This is a genomic window from Paenibacillus sp. Leaf72 (genome assembly GCF_001422685.1).
Taxonomy (GTDB): domain Bacteria; phylum Bacillota; class Bacilli; order Paenibacillales; family Paenibacillaceae; genus Pristimantibacillus.
The window spans coordinates 1499202-1521447 of the sequence record NZ_LMLV01000001.1 but is presented as its reverse complement, the minus strand read 5'-3'; the positions used below and the strand labels follow the sequence as shown (position 1 = coordinate 1521447).

Genomic DNA, 22246 nt, shown 5'->3' with positions numbered 1-22246 from the left:
TTTACCTATGAAGGAGTCCCCGCATGAAGAAAAATCAATTTATGTTAACGGTTGTTGTAGCGCTTGCCTTTAATCCAGTATTGCATGCCCAGGCAGCAGAGGCGAAGCAGCAGCTAAACGATATGGACGGCCATTGGGCCCGTATTCCCGTGGAGCAGGCGGTACAATCCGGTTATGTGAGCGGTTATGCGGATGGTACCTTTCGACCGAATAAGCAGGTAACTCGAGCGGAGCTGCTTGCCGCAGTCGTAAAAGCACAGCAGCTTAAGGTCGCCAATATGGACACGCCTTTTCTGGATGACACCGGATGGTTCCGCCCTTATTTGGCTGCCGGATTGAAGCTCAGTCTATTGAAGATGACGGAATATGATTCTGCCAAGTTCAAGCCGAATCACGCGATCACGCGCGGAGAAGCGGCGAGGCTTTTCGTTCGGGCAGCAGGCGAGGACAAGGCGGGGAGCACGAAAGGCTATGTCTATATGTCCAAGCAGCTTGGCCTAATGAAGGGTGATACTGCCGGGAGGATCGGGATGGGCCGCAAGATGACGCGTGCGGAAGCGATTGTGGTCATTTATCGGTTGCTGAATTGGCAGTCTGCGCAGCTTCGGGCTGCTGGGGGCATTACGGAGCAGTCCGCTTATACATCTACGGGGGAGCTGAAGCAGCTGGTTTTGTCACTCGAAAGCTTTTCGGGCGATGTGATGGTTAGTGGTCAAACGGTGCTGCTTAATCCTGAAGGCAGCGGAAAACCTGCAGATTATAAATTAGTGTTGGAGTATGACAGCAGGAAAAAAGCAACGATGATATGGCTATATGAGAAGCCCTCATTACATAAGGAGTTGTTAATGGAACTCTTGGCCCGTTATGTAGGCGAGTCTGCGGATACGGCTTACCGGGATGCGGTCAAGCTGGACGCTGGAAAAGCGTTAGAGGCTAGACTGCTGAAAACCTATAAGGGGAAGAAAATCATAATGGACAAAAGTAGGGCCAGCAAGTCTTTGGCTATTATTATTTATGCAAACTAATCTAATCGGAAGAAGGTTAAATAAGATGGGGAAAATGGGATTGCAATGGTGGAAAGGCTCTATTGTATGGCTAGTGTTGGTGGCGGTAGTGTTTACGGTTACGTTGTCGTTAACGTCCGTAGATTCTAAAGTTGCTGAGGCAGCCGCGCCTGTGTTTAAGGATATTTCAGGACACTGGGCGAAGGAATCGATTGAAGCTGCGGTGAAGGCGGGAATTTTGAACGGGTATCCGGATCAAACGTTTAAGCCGCAAAATCCGATTACGCGTGCGGAGCTGCTCAAGGTTATTGCGCTGACGACGAAGGTGGAGGCAGCAGCAGCTCCTGCTGGCAAGCCGTGGTATGCAGGCTATCAGAAGGCGCTGACTGATGCGAAAATCTATGCCGCAGGCGATTTTACGGGCGATCTGAGCAAGGCGGTAACACGCGTGGAAATGGCTAAGCTTGCCGTTCGTGGAGCAAATGCTGAGTACCGCGGTGCGAAGCTTACGGCGGATGAGTTGATGTTCCGCGCCGTGAATGCGGGCTTGCTGTCGCGCACAGGTGCCAAGGCGGAAACGATAGATCCAGATGGGACGACTACTCGGGCACAAGCGGCGGTTATCGTCACGCGCCTGCTGAAGCTTGCTGGTGGCGGGAAGCTATCGGTGGATCAGGGGGCTTCTAGTGCCGCTGAGATTAAATGGCATGATCATAATGTGATTACTATGTTAGGCCAAGATGATTTGGTGAAGCTACCGTTTACGAAGGAAATGAGAAAAGATTTTGAGGTTTCTATTTTGCAACTCGTTATTATGGATCCACTCGATAAAAACGGCTATTATGCTGAGTATTTGGATGGTGCTAAATTCCAAATATATGGAAAGTTTGTCGATCCTAAAAAAACGCCAGGATTAGTATTTGGATATAAACTCGTCGGCAAAAATCTTGTTGTTGACGCTAACCGTAGTGAAAGTGCGGCTAGTAGCTTCTATATGTACACTGAAGGCGATGTTGGAGCGACTGCAATTCAAGATAAATATAATTACTATGATATGAAAACTATCGAACGTGAAGGAATTTTTAGAAATAAAATGACACTATACTTCGGTAAAAAAGGTAATGTCGAGCATGCCTGGTCTTTGCCGTTTATTCCGAAAACTGATATCGAGAAACAGTTGGGAAAATACGGTGGTTTTCCTATTCATCTTAGAACTTATAGTGGTCAAAAAGACTACTATTTGACGGGAGTTAAAGACATATGGGCAAAATAAAACAAATAATGTCCTTGCTATTGATTTTCTCAATAGTAATAGGTATTTTTCCTTCTCAACCATCATTTATATCAGCAGCTGTAGCTAGTTCAGAGACGATGACAAAAAGCTATAAAGTAAAGTTGGGAAAGGATGGTTATTTCGATCTTTCATCAAGCAGAAGTAATTCTACTACTGTAAATGCACCTTTTCCAGATGGATACAAGATAAAATCCTTTGAACTATGGACAATGGTAGCTGATAGTAAGGGCAAATTGAAACTAACTAATTCAGGAAGTTCACAAAATAATTTTAGTTTCGCGAATGATGAGATTACAGTGAAAAAGTTCTCGGGATCCAAAGTGACAGCTACAGCTGAAGGTTACAATCCAGATATGTACTTTGCAGTAAATAGACGTTCCAGCGGAAAAGAATGGGTATTCAAAGGTATTGATGGTGTTACTTATAACGTTACTCCTCCTATTGGAGACGCGTGTTGGCAGGGGGGCCTATCAATTTGCCCAGGTATATTGCCATCAAAAGATGCTACTGGAAAAACTATATCCAACCAGATGAAGGATTCACAAGGGTGGGCCGTTGTTACAAACCCCCAATTTAATGGGCCAACTTGGTATGCTTTTCAAGATAAACCTGTTAATATCAGTAAATTAATTTCGTCAAGTATTGGAATTGTAAATGCAGTTGCCACAACAAAGGACAGTAGGGAAATATATCATAAGGTTGTGGATGCAAAGAAAGGAAAAGATGGATTTGGTTATATTTCAATAGTAGTTCCAATGGATAAAAGCAACACTACTTGGGACTACAACGAATGTAATGGGTGCACGGGAAATGCAATAGGAATGAAATACCCAATCTCTGCAATCACTGATTGGACAGGACAAACCTACTATTACGAAGGTGAAGTCCGAGTCACATACGAAAAACTACCTCCAATAGACCAGCCCTACCTCGACTGCTCCTGCAAAGCTGATCCATCAATAATAGCCTTTGCAGACAAAGACGTTGCTGTAAACTCAACAATTACTGCAACGATAAAGCAGCGAGGCTCGCTCAAAATAAAAAACTGGAAAGTGTTTGGCCGCCTTGAAGACGGGACCCAATATCAGACGCAGACCGTAGCTCAAGTATTGGATACGATCAGCTATAAATTTGCATTCACAATACCGAAGGCCCAGTTGAGTGGCCGAGACAGCTTCACCGAGACATTTGTCATGCGCGCCATAGTCACATTCACGGACGGAACGACAGCGGAGCAGGCCATTGAATGCACGACGACCGTTACAAAGCCGGGAGCATCTACGCCAATCGCTACAGCTTCCAATGGAGGATCCGAGCCGACGCCTGCGCCAAGAACAATCCTCGAAGTGAATGCAAACTGGAGTCCAACCTCCATTTTCACCGGTGATCGGGCTACATTATCGGCGACAGCCCGAGGATATACCGATTATTCGTGGGAATTAACTGAAAATTTAGACAAATTTAATTTTGATCAAAAAGCTTTCTCTCATCCCACGGTGACCTTTAATGAACCGGGCGTTTATAAGGCTACGCTGAATGTATCTAACGACTATGAAAGCCAATCAGATACGGCGTTGCTTTATGTCAATGACCCGAAACCAGTCGCCATCATTTCTGGTGTAACGCGCTGGATTCAGGGGAGGTCCTTCCCGCAGCCTTATCATCTGAATAACTCGTTTTCACCACTGTCGGAGCGGGGAGTGACCATTGATTTCAGCAAGTCGGAAATTCGCTATAAGAAAAATGATAGTGGTCCTTATACGGTCGGTGTATGGCCTGCTAAAGCACCGGATCAGCTAGGAGCCTACACTCTTGAAGGCAAGGTCCATGATTCTCAAGGGAGAGAAAGCGAATGGACGGCTTATCCATTGGAGGTTGTTCCTGATCAGCCGCCTGTAGTGGCGTTTTTAGCTGCCGAGCAAGGCGTGCGCGATAACGAAAACACGATTTATATGGATGCAAGCAGCCCAGATGGCGACAAGCTGGAGCGCCTTTTGCTTGAAGAGCGTTACGATGGTGACAATGATGGCGATTTTAATGAGGAACCATGGCACACGTTGTATAACGGGACTTACAAGGAGGTGCATAGTGTAAAATATGCGACAGTTGGCAAGCGGCAGTACCGGGCAACGGTTACGGAGGATTATGGCTTGTCAGCACAGTCTGCTATTGTGGCAACGGACATTATTAATCGCGCGCCAAGTGTAGATTTTACTGCAGTCGGCCTGACGCAGCAGCCGGATCAGGGGGAGAGCAGCGGTCCGCCAATTACCTCATATTCTCCGGAATCGATTTTGCGATCATGGGTTAATAAGACGCCATATGAAGGCGGGGCGACAAATAAGGCAAGCTGGAAATCAAATGGAGTTAATCTGACGACCCGCAATGCGCTATGGGCAGATTTTAATGGAAGCTATAACTTGGCGAAAAAGGTGAAGCCGCTGCCGGCATGGGAAGGCAGTATCGGTCAAATTTATGCTGGCTACAAAACGACAGTGATGACCGAGGCTGGGTATTATTATGCTTATAGCTACAAACCGCCAGAGTCTAAAAACTGGGTGTTTTCCATTCGTGATGTATGGACAGGCCAGATTGAACATACGTATGTGCATCCCGGAAGTACATTCAAAGGGGCATTTTATCAATATCATCCAACCCAAATGAAGCAGGCTTATTTTCTAGAAGAAGGGACAGTGAATGTTTCTGGGGATGCGCTGCGCATATATGACATCGAGACCGGGCAGCTATTGGAGGAATACCCTAACATCGCACCCCCAGCGACTGGAGGTGCAGCGGGCAGCAGCTATTGGGACGATCCGAGCAATAAGGTCATCGGCACTGCTTTTTCGCCAGATCGGCAGTTTCTATATGTCGCGTATCGGGAAAGCAACGGAGGACGGACATTCGATATTCGGCAAAAGCTTTATGTAGCTAAATATTCTGTCGCGCAAAAAACGCTGTATTGGACAAAGCTTGTGCATGCGGGAATAGATGCATGGAACGTTTACCAGATCGGCAGTGTAGATGTCGATGCAAATGGCAATTTGTTAGTGGCTGCCAACATGCGAAGAGGTACGGAAGATAATTGGACGGCATTATTTTATGTCGTAAACCCTAATGGTCAGCTTATAGCCAATCATGTTACGGGCAATGGCATGCTTTCTGCTATTACGATGTCTGCTGACCGAATGAAAAGCTATGCGACTTCCATGCGTTTTGAGTTTGGAAATTACGGATATTCTCAGGTGAGTGGCGTTCTGTCTTACGGTACAGCAACGAATAGCTTTACGAGGCCGGAGAAAAACAGCGGCACGATTGATGTATTGAAATTCCCTTACGAGCTCGCGAAAACAGCGGTAAATAAGTCAGGAGTTATGGCAACGCCGTATGGTTTTTTGATAATGCCGGACGGTTCCATAACGAGAAACGATGATAGAAATCCATACCGAATGCTGGATCATTTTATAGTGGCCAATGATAAAAGCCCGTCGCCAAGCGATCCGATTATGACGCAAATTTTATGGCCTAAAACAGGCCTGATCGGCCCTTTTTCACAGCCTTCGGATGAATTTTGGGCAATGGCATCCGGTGTGAAGCTATTTAATAAAATCACTTATCAGACATCGGGTGGCCAGCAAGTTTGGGCAAGCTCAACATTTCAAAAATTACAGCATTGGGCAGGTGTATTGGGCATTAATCAAACGCCGACTTTAGGTGCGGAAACTTATGAGAACAAAGCCTATTTTGTGACGGAAACGATGAAATATTCAGATGGAAATGGCTATGATGGAGTTGCTTTTAACGCTTCATCCAATGTCCTTCCGAATGGTTCGGTTTTAGGCATCGGAACAGATGTTATCTATACGGGACCATATTCAGGCTCACTCACGAGCAAAAAAGTAGTGATTCCTTTCACAGGTGAATCAACAGGAGATTTGCCGCGTCTGCTAAACGATGCTACGGTTGAGATTGATAGTGAGGCATGGGGCGGACTGCTTTACGATCCGAATAGCATAATGAGAAATCAGGTGCTTGAATTTGAGCTATCCATTAATCATTTATCGAATGATAGACCAGTAGGGGCAGCTATTCAAATTCAAGATGAAAAAAATATGTACGCATTGGAGTGGACGAGCAGTTCCCTTACGCTTTACAAAGTGACGAGCGGCAACAAGACCGTTTTGGCTCAGGCAGCCATGCCGCGAAGTGCGGGTATCCCTTATGCTTTCAGGCTAGAATCGCTCGCAGGTGTACACCGAGTTTCTATTAATGGGGTTAACAAGCTTGAAGCGACGGACGCTACTTACAAAAAAGGCTCAGCAGGCTTAATGTCGCTTGGTCAGGAGCAGGCCTCGTTTAGCCAAGTGAAGCGCACCAATTATGGCGATTCTATTCCAGAGGAAACTTATGAAGCCGTGCTTATAGGAGAACAGATTTTATACAATAAGCTGTTTAATGATCCTGAGACGGATGCGAAATTAGCGGAAAAATGGAGCTACGCGCATAACCCAAATTATTTTGCCAATACGCTTGGCCTTAGCCAGTATGATGGGAGAGCTTTCGGAACTGCGTTAAATTCGCTCGAAGAGCCTGGACTGTATGCAATAACCTATTCGGCACAGGATAATCCCGGTCTGGCTGATTACCGTTTGTTCTCGGAGCCTATTACAAAATCGCTTTATGTGCACCGCAGACCGATCGCGCAGCCGAATATTTGGTTTACGGGCACCATTTACGCTGGAGGGGAAGCGTTGGATTATTTGACGCACGATACGTCGTATGACCCGGATGTTCCCGGTTATTTGGCGGATCGTTTGTTTCGGACACGCTGGGCGGACGAAAGCGCTTGGACAACAGGGAAAAGATTGCTTTATAGCCGTCCCGGCATCGAGCTGATCGTTCAGGAGCAGGTGAAGGACATGCATGGGGCATGGAGTTTCTGGGCGGAGACGAGAGTTTATAAGGAAGCGCTGCCTGCAGTCAATCAGTCCAAGCCGGAAATGGTCATTACCTATCCTGCTGGTTCTTCTTCTGCACCAACAGTTGTCCTTAACGAGCCTAATCTAAAGTGGATATATCGGGATAAAGAAAATGATCCGCAGGAACAGTTTTATTTGAAACTAACGTATGTGGATAATGGCCAAACGGCGCTGGAGGTAGAATACCCGGGCAGTGATGCCAGCTTCCAGCTTGAAGCAGGCACGATAGATATTGGACGCAAGGTGAAGGTACAGGGGCGTGTATTCAGCCGTGGAGTATGGTCGGATGATAGCAATGTCGTATATTTTATCATTGATTCGCCGCCAACAACCTACTTGCTTAGCTACAACGGGGCAACAGCCTCGGAGCCGATCTATACGAATAACAATCGTCCGAATTTGCGTGTATTTACTGTTGATCCTGAAAATGACCAAATCACAGCAATCGATTATGAGGTATTTTTCCATGCTGTGGATCGCAGGGTGCTGGACACTAATATGGCGAGTGCTGCAGCCAGTCATATACCAGCATTCAATTTGCAGGAAGGTCTGCATTATTGGAAAGCGAGAGCCTATGACAGTTATGTATGGGGGCCTTACAGCAGCAACGGCTATTTCTTTGTGGATACCGTGCAGCCGGATGATGTGGAGGAGCAGCTCGAAATCAAACCGACCTCGGTAACGGTTAATTTTAATGCTTTTAGCGATGCGTCCCCATCCTCAGGCCATGCAGCTCGAGTCTTTTATATGCAAAAGGTTCATACAGATGGCAGTGTGACGACGATTGATTTAAATGGCGATGGTTCGGCCGAATACAGCATAGCCCTGCAGCAGGCGGCACGTTCTCATCAAGTAACAGGATTAATTCCCGGACAAGCGTATCGATTGACGGTCATAGATACGGATGTAGCGGGCAATCTAGGGAAATATGCGTATATTTATTTTGTGACCAATCGCCCGCCAACGATTGATGTAGACTGGTCTCCGAAACCGATTTTTGAAGGGGATATGGTAACGTTCGAGGCGATTGCAGCTGATCCGGACAAAGATACGCTGGCTCTAAAGATGGAGCTTCAGTCGCCTTCCGGGCAAAAATATGCGTACGAGTATACCGTTTCCTATCCTTACGCCAAGACAGGGCCGAAGCTCAAAATGGAGCAGACTGGCGCATGGCAGCTTAGCGTAACGGTAGATGACGGTTTAGCCGAACCAGTAACGATCTCCCAAACCGTTCAAGTGCAGCCGCTGAAAGTGGCGGGAATGGTCAATCATACGGACGATTGGAACAGCATTCGTAAATCCTATAACAAAAAGCAGGGCGGAGATGAAGAAACTCCGCGTGCATACAGCGTATTTTGGGCAGGCGAAAAGTTCATTTTGGTAGCGAATGCGACAGAAACAGGGACGGATACGAAGCCAGAGCGCGTTGAAGTTGCCATGAACAGCTATAAAACGAAGCTGGAGGTGAAAAATACGGCGGGCACATTATGGGCTGGCGCGCTATGGGATGCTTCCTTTGAAAAGCTTAACAAAGGAACATTAAGCTTCACATTTACAGCTCATTATAATAATGGAACAGTGAAGCAGGATGTTGTCCAGGTGTCGATAGATGGCACGATTAATGATGTTCTGGGTGTTCATCGCGTGCGATAGAGTTTATTTTGTGCAATTAGAATAATCAGGACGGCTCATCTGGTCTATGCAGATTTGCTGGGCCGTTCCAATGTATAGCAGCAGGCTCTTAATTATAGCGAAATTAAAAGCAATATTTTGTTGTTGTCACTTTTTTGGTATAATTTGTTGCCAAATAGATTGAAGCAGTACGTAGATTGTCGAAACTGGAGGGAAAATGATGATAAAACGGCTTGATCATTTCGTTTTAACTGTCAGTAAATTAGAAGCGACTATACACTTTTATACACAAGTTTTGGGAATGAAGGAAGAGACGTTCGGTGTGAATCGAAAAGCTTTGCGTTTTGGTAATCAAAAAATAAATTTGCATGAGGCTGGAAAAGAATTTGAACCCAAAGCTGAGCACCCTTTACCTGGGTCTGCCGATTTATGTTTTATTACTGATATAAACATAGAAGAGGTCGTGCATCATTTACATAAAAATGGGGTTGAAATTGAGGAAGGGCCAGTAAAAAGAACAGGAGCCCTTGGCCCGATTGTCTCTGTTTATGTTCGAGATCCAGATCGGAACCTCATTGAATTATCACAGTACTTAGTATGATTATTTGAGAAGTAAAAAAGTTGATGGTAAGTAAAGGTCAGCCCTGCTTTATATTATCCCCTATAAGTAAACAGTGTGGAGCAAGCTCGTTACAATTTACTTATAGGGGATTTTTCATGAGTAAATTTTGCACAGGCAGATTTTCACTCAGTAGAGGCTGGTATGTTTTCGACTCCTGTGAAGTTAAGGAGAGGTGGATTCTATTAGACGTAAAAGCTCTTGGGGCTGGTCAATTAAAAAACTAGGTTTGCCGGATTCCAGCAGTTCTTTAGGGTCGAGTCCCCAAGTGACTCCGATTACCTTAATGCCGCATTTATGGGAAGCTACAATATCCCGCAGCTCATCGCCGACGTAGATCACGTCGTCTGGCCGGAGCCGGTTTTGTTTCAAATAGGTTTGAATGGTTTTATGCTTTCCGAACAGACCGCTGGAGCTGCGTATGTCATGCAGGGTGTGAATGCCACGAGGCTGCAAAAAATCTGCGACGTTGTTTGCAGCGTTGGATGTAATAACGGATAGCTTGATGCCGCTTTGCAGCAAATGGCTTAATACATCTTGCATCCCGTCACAAAATGGAATCGAAGCAACATGCTCATTGTATTTCCGTTTGAATTCCTTGCTGATTTTGCGAAACAGCATAAACCGATAAAAGGGAACGTCAAGCGCTTTAAATCGCTCCTGCAAAGATAGCTGGCTCAGCTTCTTATATTCCTCTTCGGTTACAGGCTTAAAACGATATTGTGCCGCCATTTCATTATAGATGGTAAATACAGCGGCAGCAGAGTCGGCAATCGTACCGTCAAAATCAAAAATAACATGCTTGTACATACCAGTATCAGCTCCCTTGTTATGCCTATTTATACTATAAAAAGTAGACGATAACAACAAGGGTAGTTCATGACGGAGCTTTGCGGGTATGGGCATTTTAACATTTCTCTAGCCGTTGACCATCGAATAAATGAACATAGCGACAAGAATATTGACGATAAAAGCGGAGCCTGAGATAAGCAGGGAGAGGAGGACTTTCGCGGCAGTAGGAAGCTGGCTGCGGAATAGATTAACGTTTCCAAGCATGGCAATGGCACCAATTGCACCGCCTACAGCACCGCCCAAAAAGAGCAGCAGCAGAGGCAATGCGCTCAAAATCCATTCATAGCTCTTTAGTTTTTTTGCGAGCAGCACTTCGCGGCCATTCCATGTCACCTTCGGTACGTTATCAAGCATCGCCCGTCTAACCGTAATTTGCTGCGTCTCTCCATTGAGCGGGAAGAGGTAGCCATCATTTGATTTTTCAATTTTATTGCCATTAATAAATACGGAAAAGCGTCCTGCAAAACCAGTAGTAATTTTTAATTCAGTGTTTTCGGCCAAAATAGTTTGGAATTTCATAGATAATTCTCCTTCTGTTTATAAAAATATAATAATCCATATCCTAGTACTATTTCGATCTTTTTAACTAGAAAATGAATAGTCCTATATTCCTAATTAGGAACAATACACTAATCAGAAAAAGAAAACAGCACCTGCCAGTAATCGGCAGATGCTGCTTGTTTGTAGCAATTAAGAGCGTTTAAAGATGAGGAAGCCATCTTCAACAGGAATCGTTTGTCCATTGATTGCGGAAGCTTCTTCGGAGAAGAGGAAAGCTACAACATCAGCAATTTGCTCCGGCTGAATGAGCTTTTTGCTCAGATGCTGCTCAGCAAGGAAATTTTTGAAATCATCGCCATCCTTGATAATCGGTGTTTCGATGAAGCCTGGTGCGACTGCAGTTACGCGAATGCCCGCATCAGCAAGCTCCAGTGCTGCCGATTTTGTCATCATGACAACAGCAGCCTTAGCAGCTTGGTAAGCAAAGCTGCCTTTAGCAGCCATGTAACCGAAGATGGAGGCGGTGCTTACAATAATACCTTTAACACCAAGCTCTTTCATTTTCTTCGAGGCATAATAGATGCCCAGGTACACGCCAAATTGGTCTACAGAAATAACATGGTTGAAGTATTCTGGTGTGTGATCCTCAAAGGAGCGAATGTCGCCAACGCCGGCATTGTTGAAAATTCCATCAAGCGTACCGTGCGTTTCAACTGCTTTGTCGATCATGTTTTTAACATCTTCCACGCTGGAAACGTCAGCGCGGATTGCGGAAGCTTGTCCGCCAGCTTGCTTGATCAATTCAGCTGTTTCTTTGGCAGTAGCTTCATTGTAGTCGGAGGATACGACGATAGCGCCTTCGGCCGCAAGCTTCAAGGCAGTCGCACGTCCAATGCCGCTTCCCGCACCTGTAATGATGATGACTTTATTTTCAAGCTTCATTGTAGATAGTCTCCTTTTCGATTCGTTGTATATATTTATTTGTTATTGTCCAACCATACCGCCATCGACCGTATAAAGCGATGCCGTAACGAAAGATGCTTCATCGGACAGAAGGAAATTCATTACAGCAGCTACCTCTTCCGGCTCACCGTAACGGCCCATCGGCGTTGCGGCTTCATTGGCTTTTTTGAATGCCTCTGGATTGCCGAAGTTTTCTTCAATTTGGTGCATCATGCGCGTATTGATCGTACCTGGAAGAACGGCGTTGACACGAATGCCAAGCGGAGCAAGCTCATTAGCTGTAACGCGAGTCAAGCCGATTACGGCATGCTTGGACATGATATATGGGGACATGCCAGGTGCGCCCATGAGGCCCGCCAGTGATGAAGTGTTCAAAATCGCGCCGGATTTTTGTTTTTTCATAACAGGAACGACGTAGTGAAGACCAAGGAATACGCCGCGAACGTTAACGTTATATACAAGGTCAAGTGCTTTCACGCTTTGCTCTTCGATGAGCCCGGATGGACCTTCGATGCCGGCATTGTTAGCGAAATAATCGATTGTGCCGAATTTTTCCACGGCTTTATTTACGTAGTTTTCAACATCTTCTTCTTTGGAGACGTCTGCTGCAACGATTAGGGAGTTGGAATCGTCTAGGCCAAGCTCAGCAACGACTTGCTGCAAAGCTTCAAGCTTCAAGTCTACCAGTACCAAATTAACTTTACGCTCTACAAAACGGCGGGCAAGCTCTTTTCCAATACCGCCAGCGGCGCCTGTAATGACTGCGGTTTTCGTTGTTGTTGTAACCATGTTTTATCTCATCCTTATCGTATAATTTAGTCGAGCGCAGCTTGTATGAATAAGTTGTATGTGTGCCATTACAGGTTACACTTCACATTGTTGTCACGACAATAATCAATACTTTCTTAAATGTCACGTAAGTGACAGGTAAAGAATGTATGTCTACTTATAGACGGAAATTGAACATATGAAACTTAATTGTTGATTTTTGCTTATGATGTATAAATGTATTCCACTGTATGCAAGCTTTGGGTGTTTAATAGGTGTGGGAGATTAGATAACATTTATTATGGAATATCGAATGAGATATAATAGGGACAACATTACCTATAGGCTTTGGAGGCTGAGCGCATTGGCAACGGAGAAGCAACTGGACCGAAGGACGAGAAGGACGCGTCAAGCGATTAAAGCTGCATTCGTGTCGCTCATATTAGAGCGAGGATATGAGGCTGTGACCATACTTGATGTGGCAAAGCGGGCGGATTACAATCGCGGAACTTTTTATAAGCATTTTGTCGGCAAAGAAGAGCTGCTGCAAGAGATACGTAGCGAATTTCTGCTTGGCTTTGCAGAGACTTTGCTTATTCCATACGAGGGGATGGATCTGGTAAAGGCTGAAGATATTTATCCTTCGGCGCTGCAGCTGTTTGACCATATTGAAAAACATAAAGATGAATTTCAGGCGCTGCTTTCCGTAGATCGCAGCTTTGGGTTTGAGCTTTACGACGTGCTTCGGGAGTCGATGAGGCGCGATATGCACATAACTATGGATGTGGGCAGCCCTGCTCTAGACTACGAAATTTTGCTCAGCTACCAGATGTCAGCTGCAATGGGCGTTATTCTTTATTGGGAAGAATCGGGCTTTAAATATTCCACCTCCTACATGGCGGACCAGTTAATTGGGCTGGTAAATCGCAAAATGGACAAAATCACGTTCAAAAAAAATGCGCCTTCGTCTGCTCCAACCGTAAGTGTCTATTCCCCTTATAATCAGTAATGCCTAGGAGAAGCTTGCGTTCGTTAGGGCAAAGGATCAAGCTTTTGTTACAAATTTTTCTATTAATTGATATTGTAGGCTCAGCTAGGAAGATGTATAATTTTTCATAGGGGTCGTTCCCAGCTCTAACTATCGGGTATCTTTCTTGCAAAAGGGTCGGCTCTTCCAACCAAAATAGGGAGGAGGCGCGTCTGTCTAAAAATATAGACAAGTATAAGTCGTTATCTTCGTTTAAGTAGGTGGAACGACAGTACTTCGGATTTGTGAGTGGTTACCATACCCGAATAGGAAAAGGAGTGAATTAAAGAATGAGCAATCGTCAGCTTTACCCATTTATGAAAGCGCTTAAATTTCTAATTATCGTAAGTTTATTGCTTCCCCTCTACTGGGCAAAGCCTGTGCAAGCGGTGGAAACCGGGAATACCTTGCTTCAGCAAAGCGATTTTGAGGATGGTACGGTGCAGCAATGGGTTGGCCGCGGCGGTGTGGAGGTTTTGGCTGCAAATGCAGCAGCAGCGCGCAGCGGAGCATACGGCTTGGCGGTAAGTGGACGCACAAGCACTTGGCATGGGCCTTCGCTTGATGTGACAAGCCAGCTTGAGATTGGGCAAACGTATGAGTTTATTGGTTGGGTCAAGCTGCCTGCTGGAGCAGCAAACGCCAATATTTCAATGTCTCTTCAGCGCACATTGCCTGCTGGTACCCGGTATGAAAATATCGCATCTGGAGCGGTCACAGCGAGCGGCTGGACGAAGCTGCAGGCTACATTCAAAATGCTAGAGCCGGCCACACAGGTAGCGGTTTATTTTGAGGTGCCAGGAAGTGCAACCGCTTCCTTTTACCTTGATGATTTCCGGTTTGAGCGGCAGCCGGATCTTGGCCCAATTATAATTGAAGACATACCGTCGCTTAAAGCTGCTTTTGCCGGGAAATTTTTAATTGGCTCAGCTTTTACCAATGATGAGCTGCTGACCGTTCCGGATAAACAGCTGCTTTCCAAGCATTTTAACAGCGTCACGCCTGGCAATGTGCTGAAGTGGGACAGCACGGAGCCGCAGGAGAATGTGTTTAATTTTACGGAGGCAGATGCTGCGGTAGCTTTCGGAGTGCAAAATGGCCAGCAAGTGCGCGGGCATACACTAGTCTGGCATTCACAAACACCTGACTGGGTGTTTCGTGATGCGAACGGAAATTTAGTCAGCAAAGCGGTGCTGTATGCACGCATGCAAAATCATATTCAGACTGTAATGGAACGATATGAGGGCAAAATTTATGCGTGGGATGTAGTTAATGAGGTTATCGATGCATCGCAGCCAGATGGCTTGCGCCGCAGCCTGTGGTATCAAATTGCAGGGGAAGAATATATTGAAAAAGCGTTCGAGTTCGCCCACGCAGTGGACCCGACCGTGAAGCTGTTCATTAACGATTACAATACGCATGAATCGGCAAAAAGCCAGGCACTGTATAACTTAATTACCCGTTTGCAGGCCAAAGGCGTTCCGGTTGATGGCGTTGGCCACCAGACGCATATTAGTCTTTATTATCCAACACTTGCGGAAATTGAAAGCTCCATCATCAAGTTCAAAGCGCTTGGACTGGAGACGCATATTACGGAGCTGGACATTAGCGTCTATTCGGATAATTCGCAAGCCTATGATACATTCCCCGCGGAGCTGAAGCAGCGCCAAGCCAATTTGTACAAAGCGCTATTTCAGGTATTTTTGCGGCATACGGACACCGTAACGAATGTAACCTTATGGGGCAAGGACGATGCGCATACGTGGCTTCGCACCTTCCCGGTAACCCGCAACAATTGGCCGCTGCTGTTCGACGAGCGTTTGCAGTCCAAGCCTGCCTATTGGTCGGTGCTGGAAGCGGTCCAGACGCCTGAGGGGCCGCTCGTTCCTGCTGCACCGACTGGCCTAACAGCGACAGCTGGCAGCATGCAGGTTCAGCTTGCTTGGAATGCGGTAGCCGGCGCGACCTCGTATACGGTAAAACGGGCAACGACGAGCGGCGGGCCATATACAACGCTTTCTGCTGATGTATCTGGCAGCGTCTATAATGACACAGCCGTTACGAACGGAACGACCTATTATTATATTATTCAGGCGGCCAACAGCGCTGGGACGGGAGCAGCCTCGGCTGAAGCTGTCGCCACACCAAGCGGTACGACCGATCCGGAGCAGCCTTCTGGCGCCTTAGCAGTAGCTTATCGACTAGGGGATAATAATGCAGGGGATAACCAGCTTAAGCCGCAGTTCATCATAAAAAATAACGGGACGACTCCCGTCGCAATGAGCGGACTAAAGATCCGCTACTGGTATACGATTGACGGGGAAAAACAGCAAAACTTCTTCAGCGACTATGCCCAAGTAGGCAACGGTCATGTATCGGGCAGCTTCGTCAAGCTGAGTACACCGCGGACAGGCGCCGATTATTATGTAGAGCTGTCCTTTGGCTCTGGCGCGGGCAGCATCCCAGCGGGCGGGACATCTGGCGAAATTCATACGCGCATTCATAAGAGCGATTGGACAAATTTCAGCGAGACGGATGATTATTCTTTTAACTCGACACGGACGACTTATGCAGATTATACGAAGGTCACCTTGTATCAAAACGGAAATTTAGTGTGGGGCACGGAGCCTAGCTAACAGGGGAAACGAAAAAAAGGAAGTGCGGAAGGCAGATCGTTGCCTTTCTGCACTTCCTTTTTTAACGTCCTGCTGAACCAGCCTGTCCGCCAAAAGAAGACGATTATTTAACACGTGAGCAAGTCTATTATGCTCTACTCTTTCACTTATTCCAGCTTAGTTTGCTTGGCAGCTAATTTTTCAGCAATTTCTTCTGCCTGATAAATCGTCGTATAAGGATCAGCAGAAAGGTATTTATGAATATCGAGCTCATAAACCCGGTTGTTTTTCATGGCATCCATCCCCGCCCATATTTCGGGAATATCTTCTTTATCACTGTTCTCGGACTTCATAAGCAGAAGATAATCGCCGACATATTCTCCGAACAGCTCGGAGCTGATATCCATGCTTTCCTCGCCTTTATCGATTAAGTCCTGCTTAATCTTTGTGGCAGGGGTGAGGCCGAGCAAGTCGTATACCGCTTTACCGCCTCGGTTTGCACTTTTTCCAACGATGCCTACATTAGTGAGCCAATTAAAATCAGCTATCGTAAAGGTGGCACCAGCTGGTACGGCAGCCTGTGCTTTTTTACGTGCGGCTTCTGCCCTTTGGGTAAACTGCTCGTTCCATGCTTTTGCTTCCGTCTGGCGATTCAGAATTTCGCCCATAGCGGTCACTTCCTCTTCCATGGAAGCATATTCGTCGGGCACGAAAACGACCGTCGGAGCAATTTTGGAATAGGACTCATAGGCATCTTTGCTCCATGTAATAATGAGATCAGGCTCAAGCTCTACCATTTTTTCAAGTGAAACCTGATTGTGATTTCCGATATCTGCTGTATTCTCCAGAGGTTTGCGCATAAATTCGCCATAATCGAGAAGGCTGTGAGGCACTCCGATAGGAGTGACGCCTACAGCGAGCACATGCCCAATATTCCAATCTACAATGATGCGCTCTGGCTGAGCAGGGATTTCGATCTCTCCAATGGACGTGTTTATCATCCGGGTTTTCGGAATTTCGACTGCATCTTCCACTTGATCGGTAGTCTCTTGATTAGTGCAGCCAGCGAGAAATACTGCAAGTACCAGCATGGCGAGGCATGCCATTTTGTAAAAAGCTTGTTGTCTAAACATTTTGTACCCTCTTTCTAATTGATAACAATTTTCATTTAAATCCCACTTTAGATGAATTTTTCAGATTGTACAATGACCAATTCGGACCGAGGGCATACCCGTTTCGGAACTTGATATATATTTGTATTGAGAATTGTTATCATATATGATGAGAACGTATGCTTGTTTTGAAGCTAACGATAGGAGCTTTCTTAATGGATATAGAGCAGTATGCAGCGCTGTGGGACAATAGGCCAATTCGGCTATTGGATGTACGGCGTTATGAATATGAAAGTAATCAGGTACCGAGCTCGCAAATATGCCCGTCCAACACTTTTTTATATGTAACGCGCGGCCGAGGCATCGTGTGGCTGAATCAAGAAATGCACAGGGTTGATACCTGCTATGCCATTCATGGCAGCCAAGGGGCGCATTTAAGTGTCATAGCCGATGAGGCGATAGAGCTTTATTGGGTTGTTTATATGTTTTTGGGGCCTTTGCCCGTGGAAGCTGCGGATTTGAATGCCCACTTTGGCATGCAGCTGTCCTATCCTTCACCGCTTTTGGAGCATGTGGTGCAGCTGCAGAAGCAATGGGAAAACATTGATTATTTGGAGCGTATCCAATCGACCGCCCAATTTTATCAATGGCTGTACGAGCTGTTAAAGCAAATTCGGCAGCATCGCGCGCTAGCTTTGAGCCCTGACCGAACCATGCAGGTCATCGGCTATTTGGCGGAGCATTATAAAGAGCAGATAACCGTTGAGCACGTAGCCGTTATTTTTCATTGCAGCCCCCGTTATTTAAATCGTCTGTTCCAAAATCGGCTGCATACGAGCCCGGGACGTGTGCTGTCCCAAATTCGCATGGCCCAAGCATCGAGGCTGCTCAGACAAACGGAAGCGACTCTGCAAAATATTGCCGAGCAAGTGGGATATGCGAATGGATTTACATTAAGCCGTTATTTTAAAAAAAATTTTGGAATTTCACCTATGTCTTATAGGGAACAGCTTAAAAAACACGGGCCAGCCTTTGAAATAGGAGCTGGAGATCTCGGTTCAGCTGTAAAGGTATGGTTAGGAACGGATAGCGAAGGGACGGCAAATCGGGCAAACAGCAAATCCATCGAAACCAGGACAAGAACGATTGCTACGCCAATGGGCAGCATTCAAGTTCCGGATAGGCCTAGTCGGGTAGTCGTGGATTGGGATATCGGCCACGTATTGGCGGTAGGGGTTACGCCGCTAGGAGCGCCGCATTCTTTGATCGGGAGCAAGGAGTGGTTTGCGCCCTATATGAATGCGGAGGTGAACAATATCGGCAACCATAACCAAATCTCTCTGGAAAAAGTGCTGGAACTGGAGCCGGATTTGATTATTACCTGGAACCCCTGTGCATACGCCTCGTATGCCCGCATCGCGCCAACGGTTGTTTTTCAAAGTGAAGCGTACCAGACTGTAGCGGAGGAAATTCAGGCGATGGGTCATATTTTGAATCGAAAAAAGGAAGCGGCTAATTGGCTGGACGAGTTCGCACGGCGAATTTCTCTAGTACGCCATCATGTAAGCACATATGTTTCGTCTGAGCGGACATTTACAATAGCTGACCCGAATTGGTCGGAGCATGTCGATTTGGTTGGGAACAGCAAAGGCCGTGGAGGCAGAGCTGCCTATGAGCTGCTGGGGCTCAAGCCTGCCGAAAAAGTACGCCGTGAGATCATGGAGCAGAGGCTTGAATACGCCCAAATTGAAAGAAGCGCGATTAGCAGGTTTCTTGGCGACTATTTGCTCATGCTGAATAGTTCGCAGGGCAGCCCTTCTGCCCAATCGATGCTAAAGTCTGAATTGGATAAAAAGCCGTCATGTGAAGTCATTTACTTGGAATGGAATAAATATTTTTTATCCGATCCTTTGTCGTCCCTGCTGCAGGCGGAGGAAATCGCGCAGCGGATCACGGCAGTGGGTCCCATTCCTATGCGGTAATCAAACCAAACAGGACGAGGAGGAAGGAGGGATGGGAAGGGACACAGCAGCCCTTCATCCTCCAAAACCGCGAGCAAACATGGCATACATGTATGCTGAACAAGGAAGCCAAATGTTAAACCTTGCCCGAGTTTACCTGTGTATCGATGGAGCCGCCCTGAATAATAATTTGTACGGCAGCAGCGATTATAGGAGCTATTGGCAGGATGACAAGCTTTTCACCAAAAACCTCGTGCTCCTCCTGCATCGCAATCGTATCGGTGACGACGATTTCGCTGATATTAGGCGATGCCAGCAAATTTCGTGCCCCTCCCGAAAACAGCCCATGTGTCGCACAAACATAAGCGTTCCCGGCGCCATTTTGCTTAAGGGCATTAACGACATTGACGATTGTATTCCCGGTATCAATCAAATCCTCAATGATAATCGGCGTTTTGCCCGCTACATCGCCAATAATATGCGTAATCTCCGTCTGGTTGTGGGCCGGGCGGTTTTTGATCATAATGGCGAATGGGCAATTGAGCTCGCCAGCAAGCTTTTCCGCTGTGGAAGCACGTCCTGCATCGGGAGAGACGACGACCGGATTTTCAATATTTTTGCTTTTTAAATGATGGATAATAAGGTCGAGGGCGGTTAAATGGTCAACCGGAATTTCAAAAAAGCCTTGAATCGGATCGGCATGAAGATCAATCGTTACGATGCGGTTCGCGCCTACGGTCGTCAGCACCTCGGCGACTAGCTTCGCCGAAATCGGCTCGCGTGGCGCGGTTTTTCGCTCTTGCCGGGCATAGCCGTAATAGGGCAAAATCAAATTGATTTTATTTGCCGAGGCACGTTTGGCAGCATCAATGAGCACAAGCAGCTCGACCAAATGTTCATTAACCGGATGGGACATCGCTTGAATAATAAAGACGTCGCAGGTGCGGATCGGCTCTTGATAGGAAACGTGAATTTCGCCGCTTTGCTGGCGGGTAATAGCGACATCGCCAAGCGGCTGCCCAAGCAAAGAGCAGACCTGCTCAGCGAGCTTGCGGTTGGACGTGCCGGAAAAAAGCTTTATTTTTTGCATCATAAGCCTCCTATAGAAACAACATTTCACCGATTTTTTCGCTTTGAAGCTTGTAGTTATGAAAAACGCTGACCATTGGCATCGTAGTGCCGGACATCTCCAATGTGTCTTTACAAAAATTATTCGCGGCAATGAAGATTTATTCGATGATCATGTTTAGTATATTGAGCTCAAATTACAAATTGGATATGCTAGAGAGGATGAAACAGAGATGAAAAAGGAGTATGAAAAAGGAGCTGAGGGCATGGGCCAATCGTTGCGAGTAGCAGAGCTGACAGAGCTTGATGAGCATACGTTAGAGGAGTTAGCCGGGCTCATTGTCGAGGTCGTAGACGATGGAGCGTCGATCGGCTTCCTGCCGCCACTTAGCAGGGAGGATGCGAAAGGGTATTGGCAAGGCGTATTGGAGCCGGGCACTTTGCTGTGGGTTGCCAAGGAGGGAGAGCGAATTGTCGGTACCGTACAGCTCCAGCTGGCGCAAAAGCAAAATGCGTCCCACCGGGCGGAAATCGCCAAAATGATGGTGCAGCCCCAGCAGCGGCGCAAAGGCATTGCCAGACTGCTGATGCAGGCAGCGGAGGAGCGGGCTGTTGCGGAACAACGAAGCCTGCTCATCCTAGATACGCTAGAAGGAGCGCCGTCTAATATTTTGTACCAGTCGCTGGGCTTTATGGAAGCAGGGCGTATTCCGAAATTTGCCCGTTCAGGTGATGGCAACCTATATGCGACGGTATTATATTACAAAGAAATATAGTTGGTTTGATTGTCCAAAGCCCAATTAGGAGCAGCAGCTTGCCGCTCTTAATTGGGCTTTATATTGAAGCACCCTCACACTTACTGGGGCTTTGCAAACTCCCGGTCATAAATCGAGCTGACGAGATTTAGCACTTTGGCGCTTTGGTCAGTAAATTTCAGCGCAGAGGTTTTGCCATTTACAAGATAAGAGCCAGGCGCTGCGAGCTTCTGCTTGCCGACCGCTGCTTCATAAAGCAGGGAAGCGCCTTTGCTCGGATGCGGGAAAAATAGCTTCATGATGGGCTTTATATAAAAAGGCAAACCGGAGCTTTTTCCTTTTCTAATCGTATTATTGCCGCCCGGATCAACGCTGATGATGCGCAGGCCTTCTGCAGCAAGGGCTGGAGCCAGCTCCTTTGTCCACAAGGAAAGAGCGAGCTTGGAGGTGGAGTAGGGACCGAACAGCTTCTTGAATTCCGTTGGGCGCTCCAACGTTTTCGCGTCGAATTTCTTTAAAGTTTTGAAAGAGCTGGTCGAAGTATTAACGATCGTCTTATAGCTTCCTTTTTTGAGCAGCTCCTTCAGCTCCATAAAGACGGCATAAGGCGCGACCGTCTGCAAATCAAAATGCTGCTCCCGCCCTTGCTTGGTTATGGATAGCTCCGAGAAGCTGCCTCCTGCATTGTTGAATAGCACATCCAGCTTGGCTTCTGCTGCTTTAATTTGCTTCATTGCCTGCTTTAAGCTTGCAAAATCAGCTAAATCGGCTTTGTAAATGCGAAGCTGTCCCTTGCGCAGAGCAGCTTGAATCTCCTCATCGTCCTCTAGAAAATCGGAACGAATGAGCGCGGCAACATGCCAGCCTTCCCCAAGCAGCCTGCGAGTGAGCGCTAGCCCAATTCCATTGTTAGCGCCTGTAATGAGCGCGGTTTGTACATCTATTTGCTTGTTCATTATGTTTCCTCCTCGATAAGGTTGGCAATCAAACCAGCAGCTAGCTGTTGATGCTGCTCTTGATGGCATTAGCGTACAACTTGGAGGCGACTCCAAGTCAAGCAGTCAGGCAAAACTTTTTGAAACAAAGGACTTGCAAG

General features: G+C 46.7%; 15 protein-coding genes. 8 read left to right on the top strand and 7 right to left on the bottom strand.

All coding sequences use genetic code 11. The annotated features are described in order from the left end of the window. Positions 1 to 23 precede the first annotated feature (23 nt). The 4 genes from ASF12_RS06500 to ASF12_RS06485 all read left to right on the top strand — a co-directional run bounded on the left by ASF12_RS06500 (position 24) and on the right by ASF12_RS06485 (position 9510). Positions 24 to 1025 (top strand): S-layer homology domain-containing protein, encoded by a 1002-nt coding sequence (locus tag ASF12_RS06500; RefSeq protein WP_056031137.1) that lies wholly within the window; start codon positions 24 to 26, stop codon positions 1023 to 1025. A gap of 25 nt (positions 1026 to 1050) precedes the next feature. Then, positions 1051 to 2277 (top strand): S-layer homology domain-containing protein, encoded by a 1227-nt coding sequence (locus ASF12_RS06495; RefSeq protein ID WP_056031134.1) that lies wholly within the window; start codon positions 1051 to 1053, stop codon positions 2275 to 2277. A gap of 842 nt (positions 2278 to 3119) precedes the next feature. Continuing rightward, positions 3120 to 8930, top strand: coding sequence for a PKD domain-containing protein (locus tag ASF12_RS06490; protein WP_056031131.1), 5811 nt, complete (start codon positions 3120 to 3122; stop codon positions 8928 to 8930). A 199-nt stretch (positions 8931 to 9129) separates the two neighbouring features. After that, entirely contained in the window at positions 9130 to 9510 is a 381-nt protein-coding gene (locus tag ASF12_RS06485; RefSeq protein ID WP_063892469.1) for a VOC family protein, read from the top strand. 183 nt (positions 9511 to 9693) lie between these two features. Here ASF12_RS06485 and ASF12_RS06480 read toward each other — a convergent pair whose 3' ends face one another. The 4 genes from ASF12_RS06480 to ASF12_RS06465 all read right to left on the bottom strand — a co-directional run bounded on the left by ASF12_RS06480 (position 9694) and on the right by ASF12_RS06465 (position 12633). Continuing rightward, a complete protein-coding gene (locus ASF12_RS06480; protein ID WP_056031123.1) occupies positions 9694 to 10338 on the bottom strand; it encodes an HAD hydrolase-like protein in 645 nt (214 codons plus the stop codon). A 108-nt stretch (positions 10339 to 10446) separates the two neighbouring features. After that, positions 10447 to 10899, bottom strand: coding sequence for a hypothetical protein (locus ASF12_RS33520; protein WP_056031120.1), 453 nt, complete (start codon positions 10897 to 10899; stop codon positions 10447 to 10449). Between the two features lie 171 nt (positions 10900 to 11070). Further along, positions 11071 to 11823 (bottom strand): SDR family NAD(P)-dependent oxidoreductase, encoded by a 753-nt coding sequence (locus ASF12_RS06470; RefSeq protein WP_056031116.1) that lies wholly within the window; start codon positions 11821 to 11823, stop codon positions 11071 to 11073. A gap of 42 nt (positions 11824 to 11865) precedes the next feature. Beyond that, a complete protein-coding gene (locus tag ASF12_RS06465) occupies positions 11866 to 12633 on the bottom strand; it encodes an SDR family NAD(P)-dependent oxidoreductase (RefSeq protein ID WP_056031113.1) in 768 nt (255 codons plus the stop codon). A 343-nt stretch (positions 12634 to 12976) separates the two neighbouring features. Here ASF12_RS06465 and ASF12_RS06460 point away from each other — a divergent pair, with 343 nt between their 5' ends. Both ASF12_RS06460 and ASF12_RS06455 read left to right on the top strand, forming a co-directional pair. Then, positions 12977 to 13621 carry a TetR/AcrR family transcriptional regulator gene (locus ASF12_RS06460; RefSeq protein ID WP_056031110.1) on the top strand — a complete coding sequence of 215 codons (645 nt, stop codon included), beginning with the start codon at positions 12977 to 12979 and terminating at the stop codon, positions 13619 to 13621. A 308-nt stretch (positions 13622 to 13929) separates the two neighbouring features. Beyond that, positions 13930 to 16275, top strand: coding sequence for an endo-1,4-beta-xylanase (locus tag ASF12_RS06455; RefSeq protein ID WP_056031107.1), 2346 nt, complete (start codon positions 13930 to 13932; stop codon positions 16273 to 16275). A gap of 146 nt (positions 16276 to 16421) precedes the next feature. Here the strand turns inward: ASF12_RS06455 and ASF12_RS06450 are convergent, their stop codons facing one another. Then, positions 16422 to 17387 (bottom strand): ABC transporter substrate-binding protein, encoded by a 966-nt coding sequence (locus ASF12_RS06450; RefSeq protein WP_056031104.1) that lies wholly within the window; start codon positions 17385 to 17387, stop codon positions 16422 to 16424. A gap of 194 nt (positions 17388 to 17581) precedes the next feature. Here ASF12_RS06450 and ASF12_RS06445 point away from each other — a divergent pair, with 194 nt between their 5' ends. Continuing rightward, complete coding sequence (locus tag ASF12_RS06445) at positions 17582 to 19348, top strand: AraC family transcriptional regulator (RefSeq protein ID WP_056031101.1); 1767 nt, start codon at positions 17582 to 17584, stop codon at positions 19346 to 19348. Between the two features lie 115 nt (positions 19349 to 19463). Here ASF12_RS06445 and ASF12_RS06440 read toward each other — a convergent pair whose 3' ends face one another. Next, positions 19464 to 20420, bottom strand: coding sequence for a ribose-phosphate diphosphokinase (locus tag ASF12_RS06440; RefSeq protein ID WP_056031098.1), 957 nt, complete (start codon positions 20418 to 20420; stop codon positions 19464 to 19466). Positions 20421 to 20661: 241 nt separating this feature from the next. On the opposite strand from ASF12_RS06440, the gene ASF12_RS06435 reads away from it, so the two are divergent. After that, a complete protein-coding gene (locus ASF12_RS06435; protein WP_056032909.1) occupies positions 20662 to 21171 on the top strand; it encodes a GNAT family N-acetyltransferase in 510 nt (169 codons plus the stop codon). Positions 21172 to 21251: 80 nt separating this feature from the next. Here the strand turns inward: ASF12_RS06435 and ASF12_RS06430 are convergent, their stop codons facing one another. Beyond that, positions 21252 to 22106, bottom strand: a complete 855-nt coding sequence (locus ASF12_RS06430) for an SDR family NAD(P)-dependent oxidoreductase (RefSeq protein ID WP_056031095.1) — start codon at positions 22104 to 22106, stop codon at positions 21252 to 21254. Between the last annotated feature and the right edge of the window lie 140 nt (positions 22107 to 22246).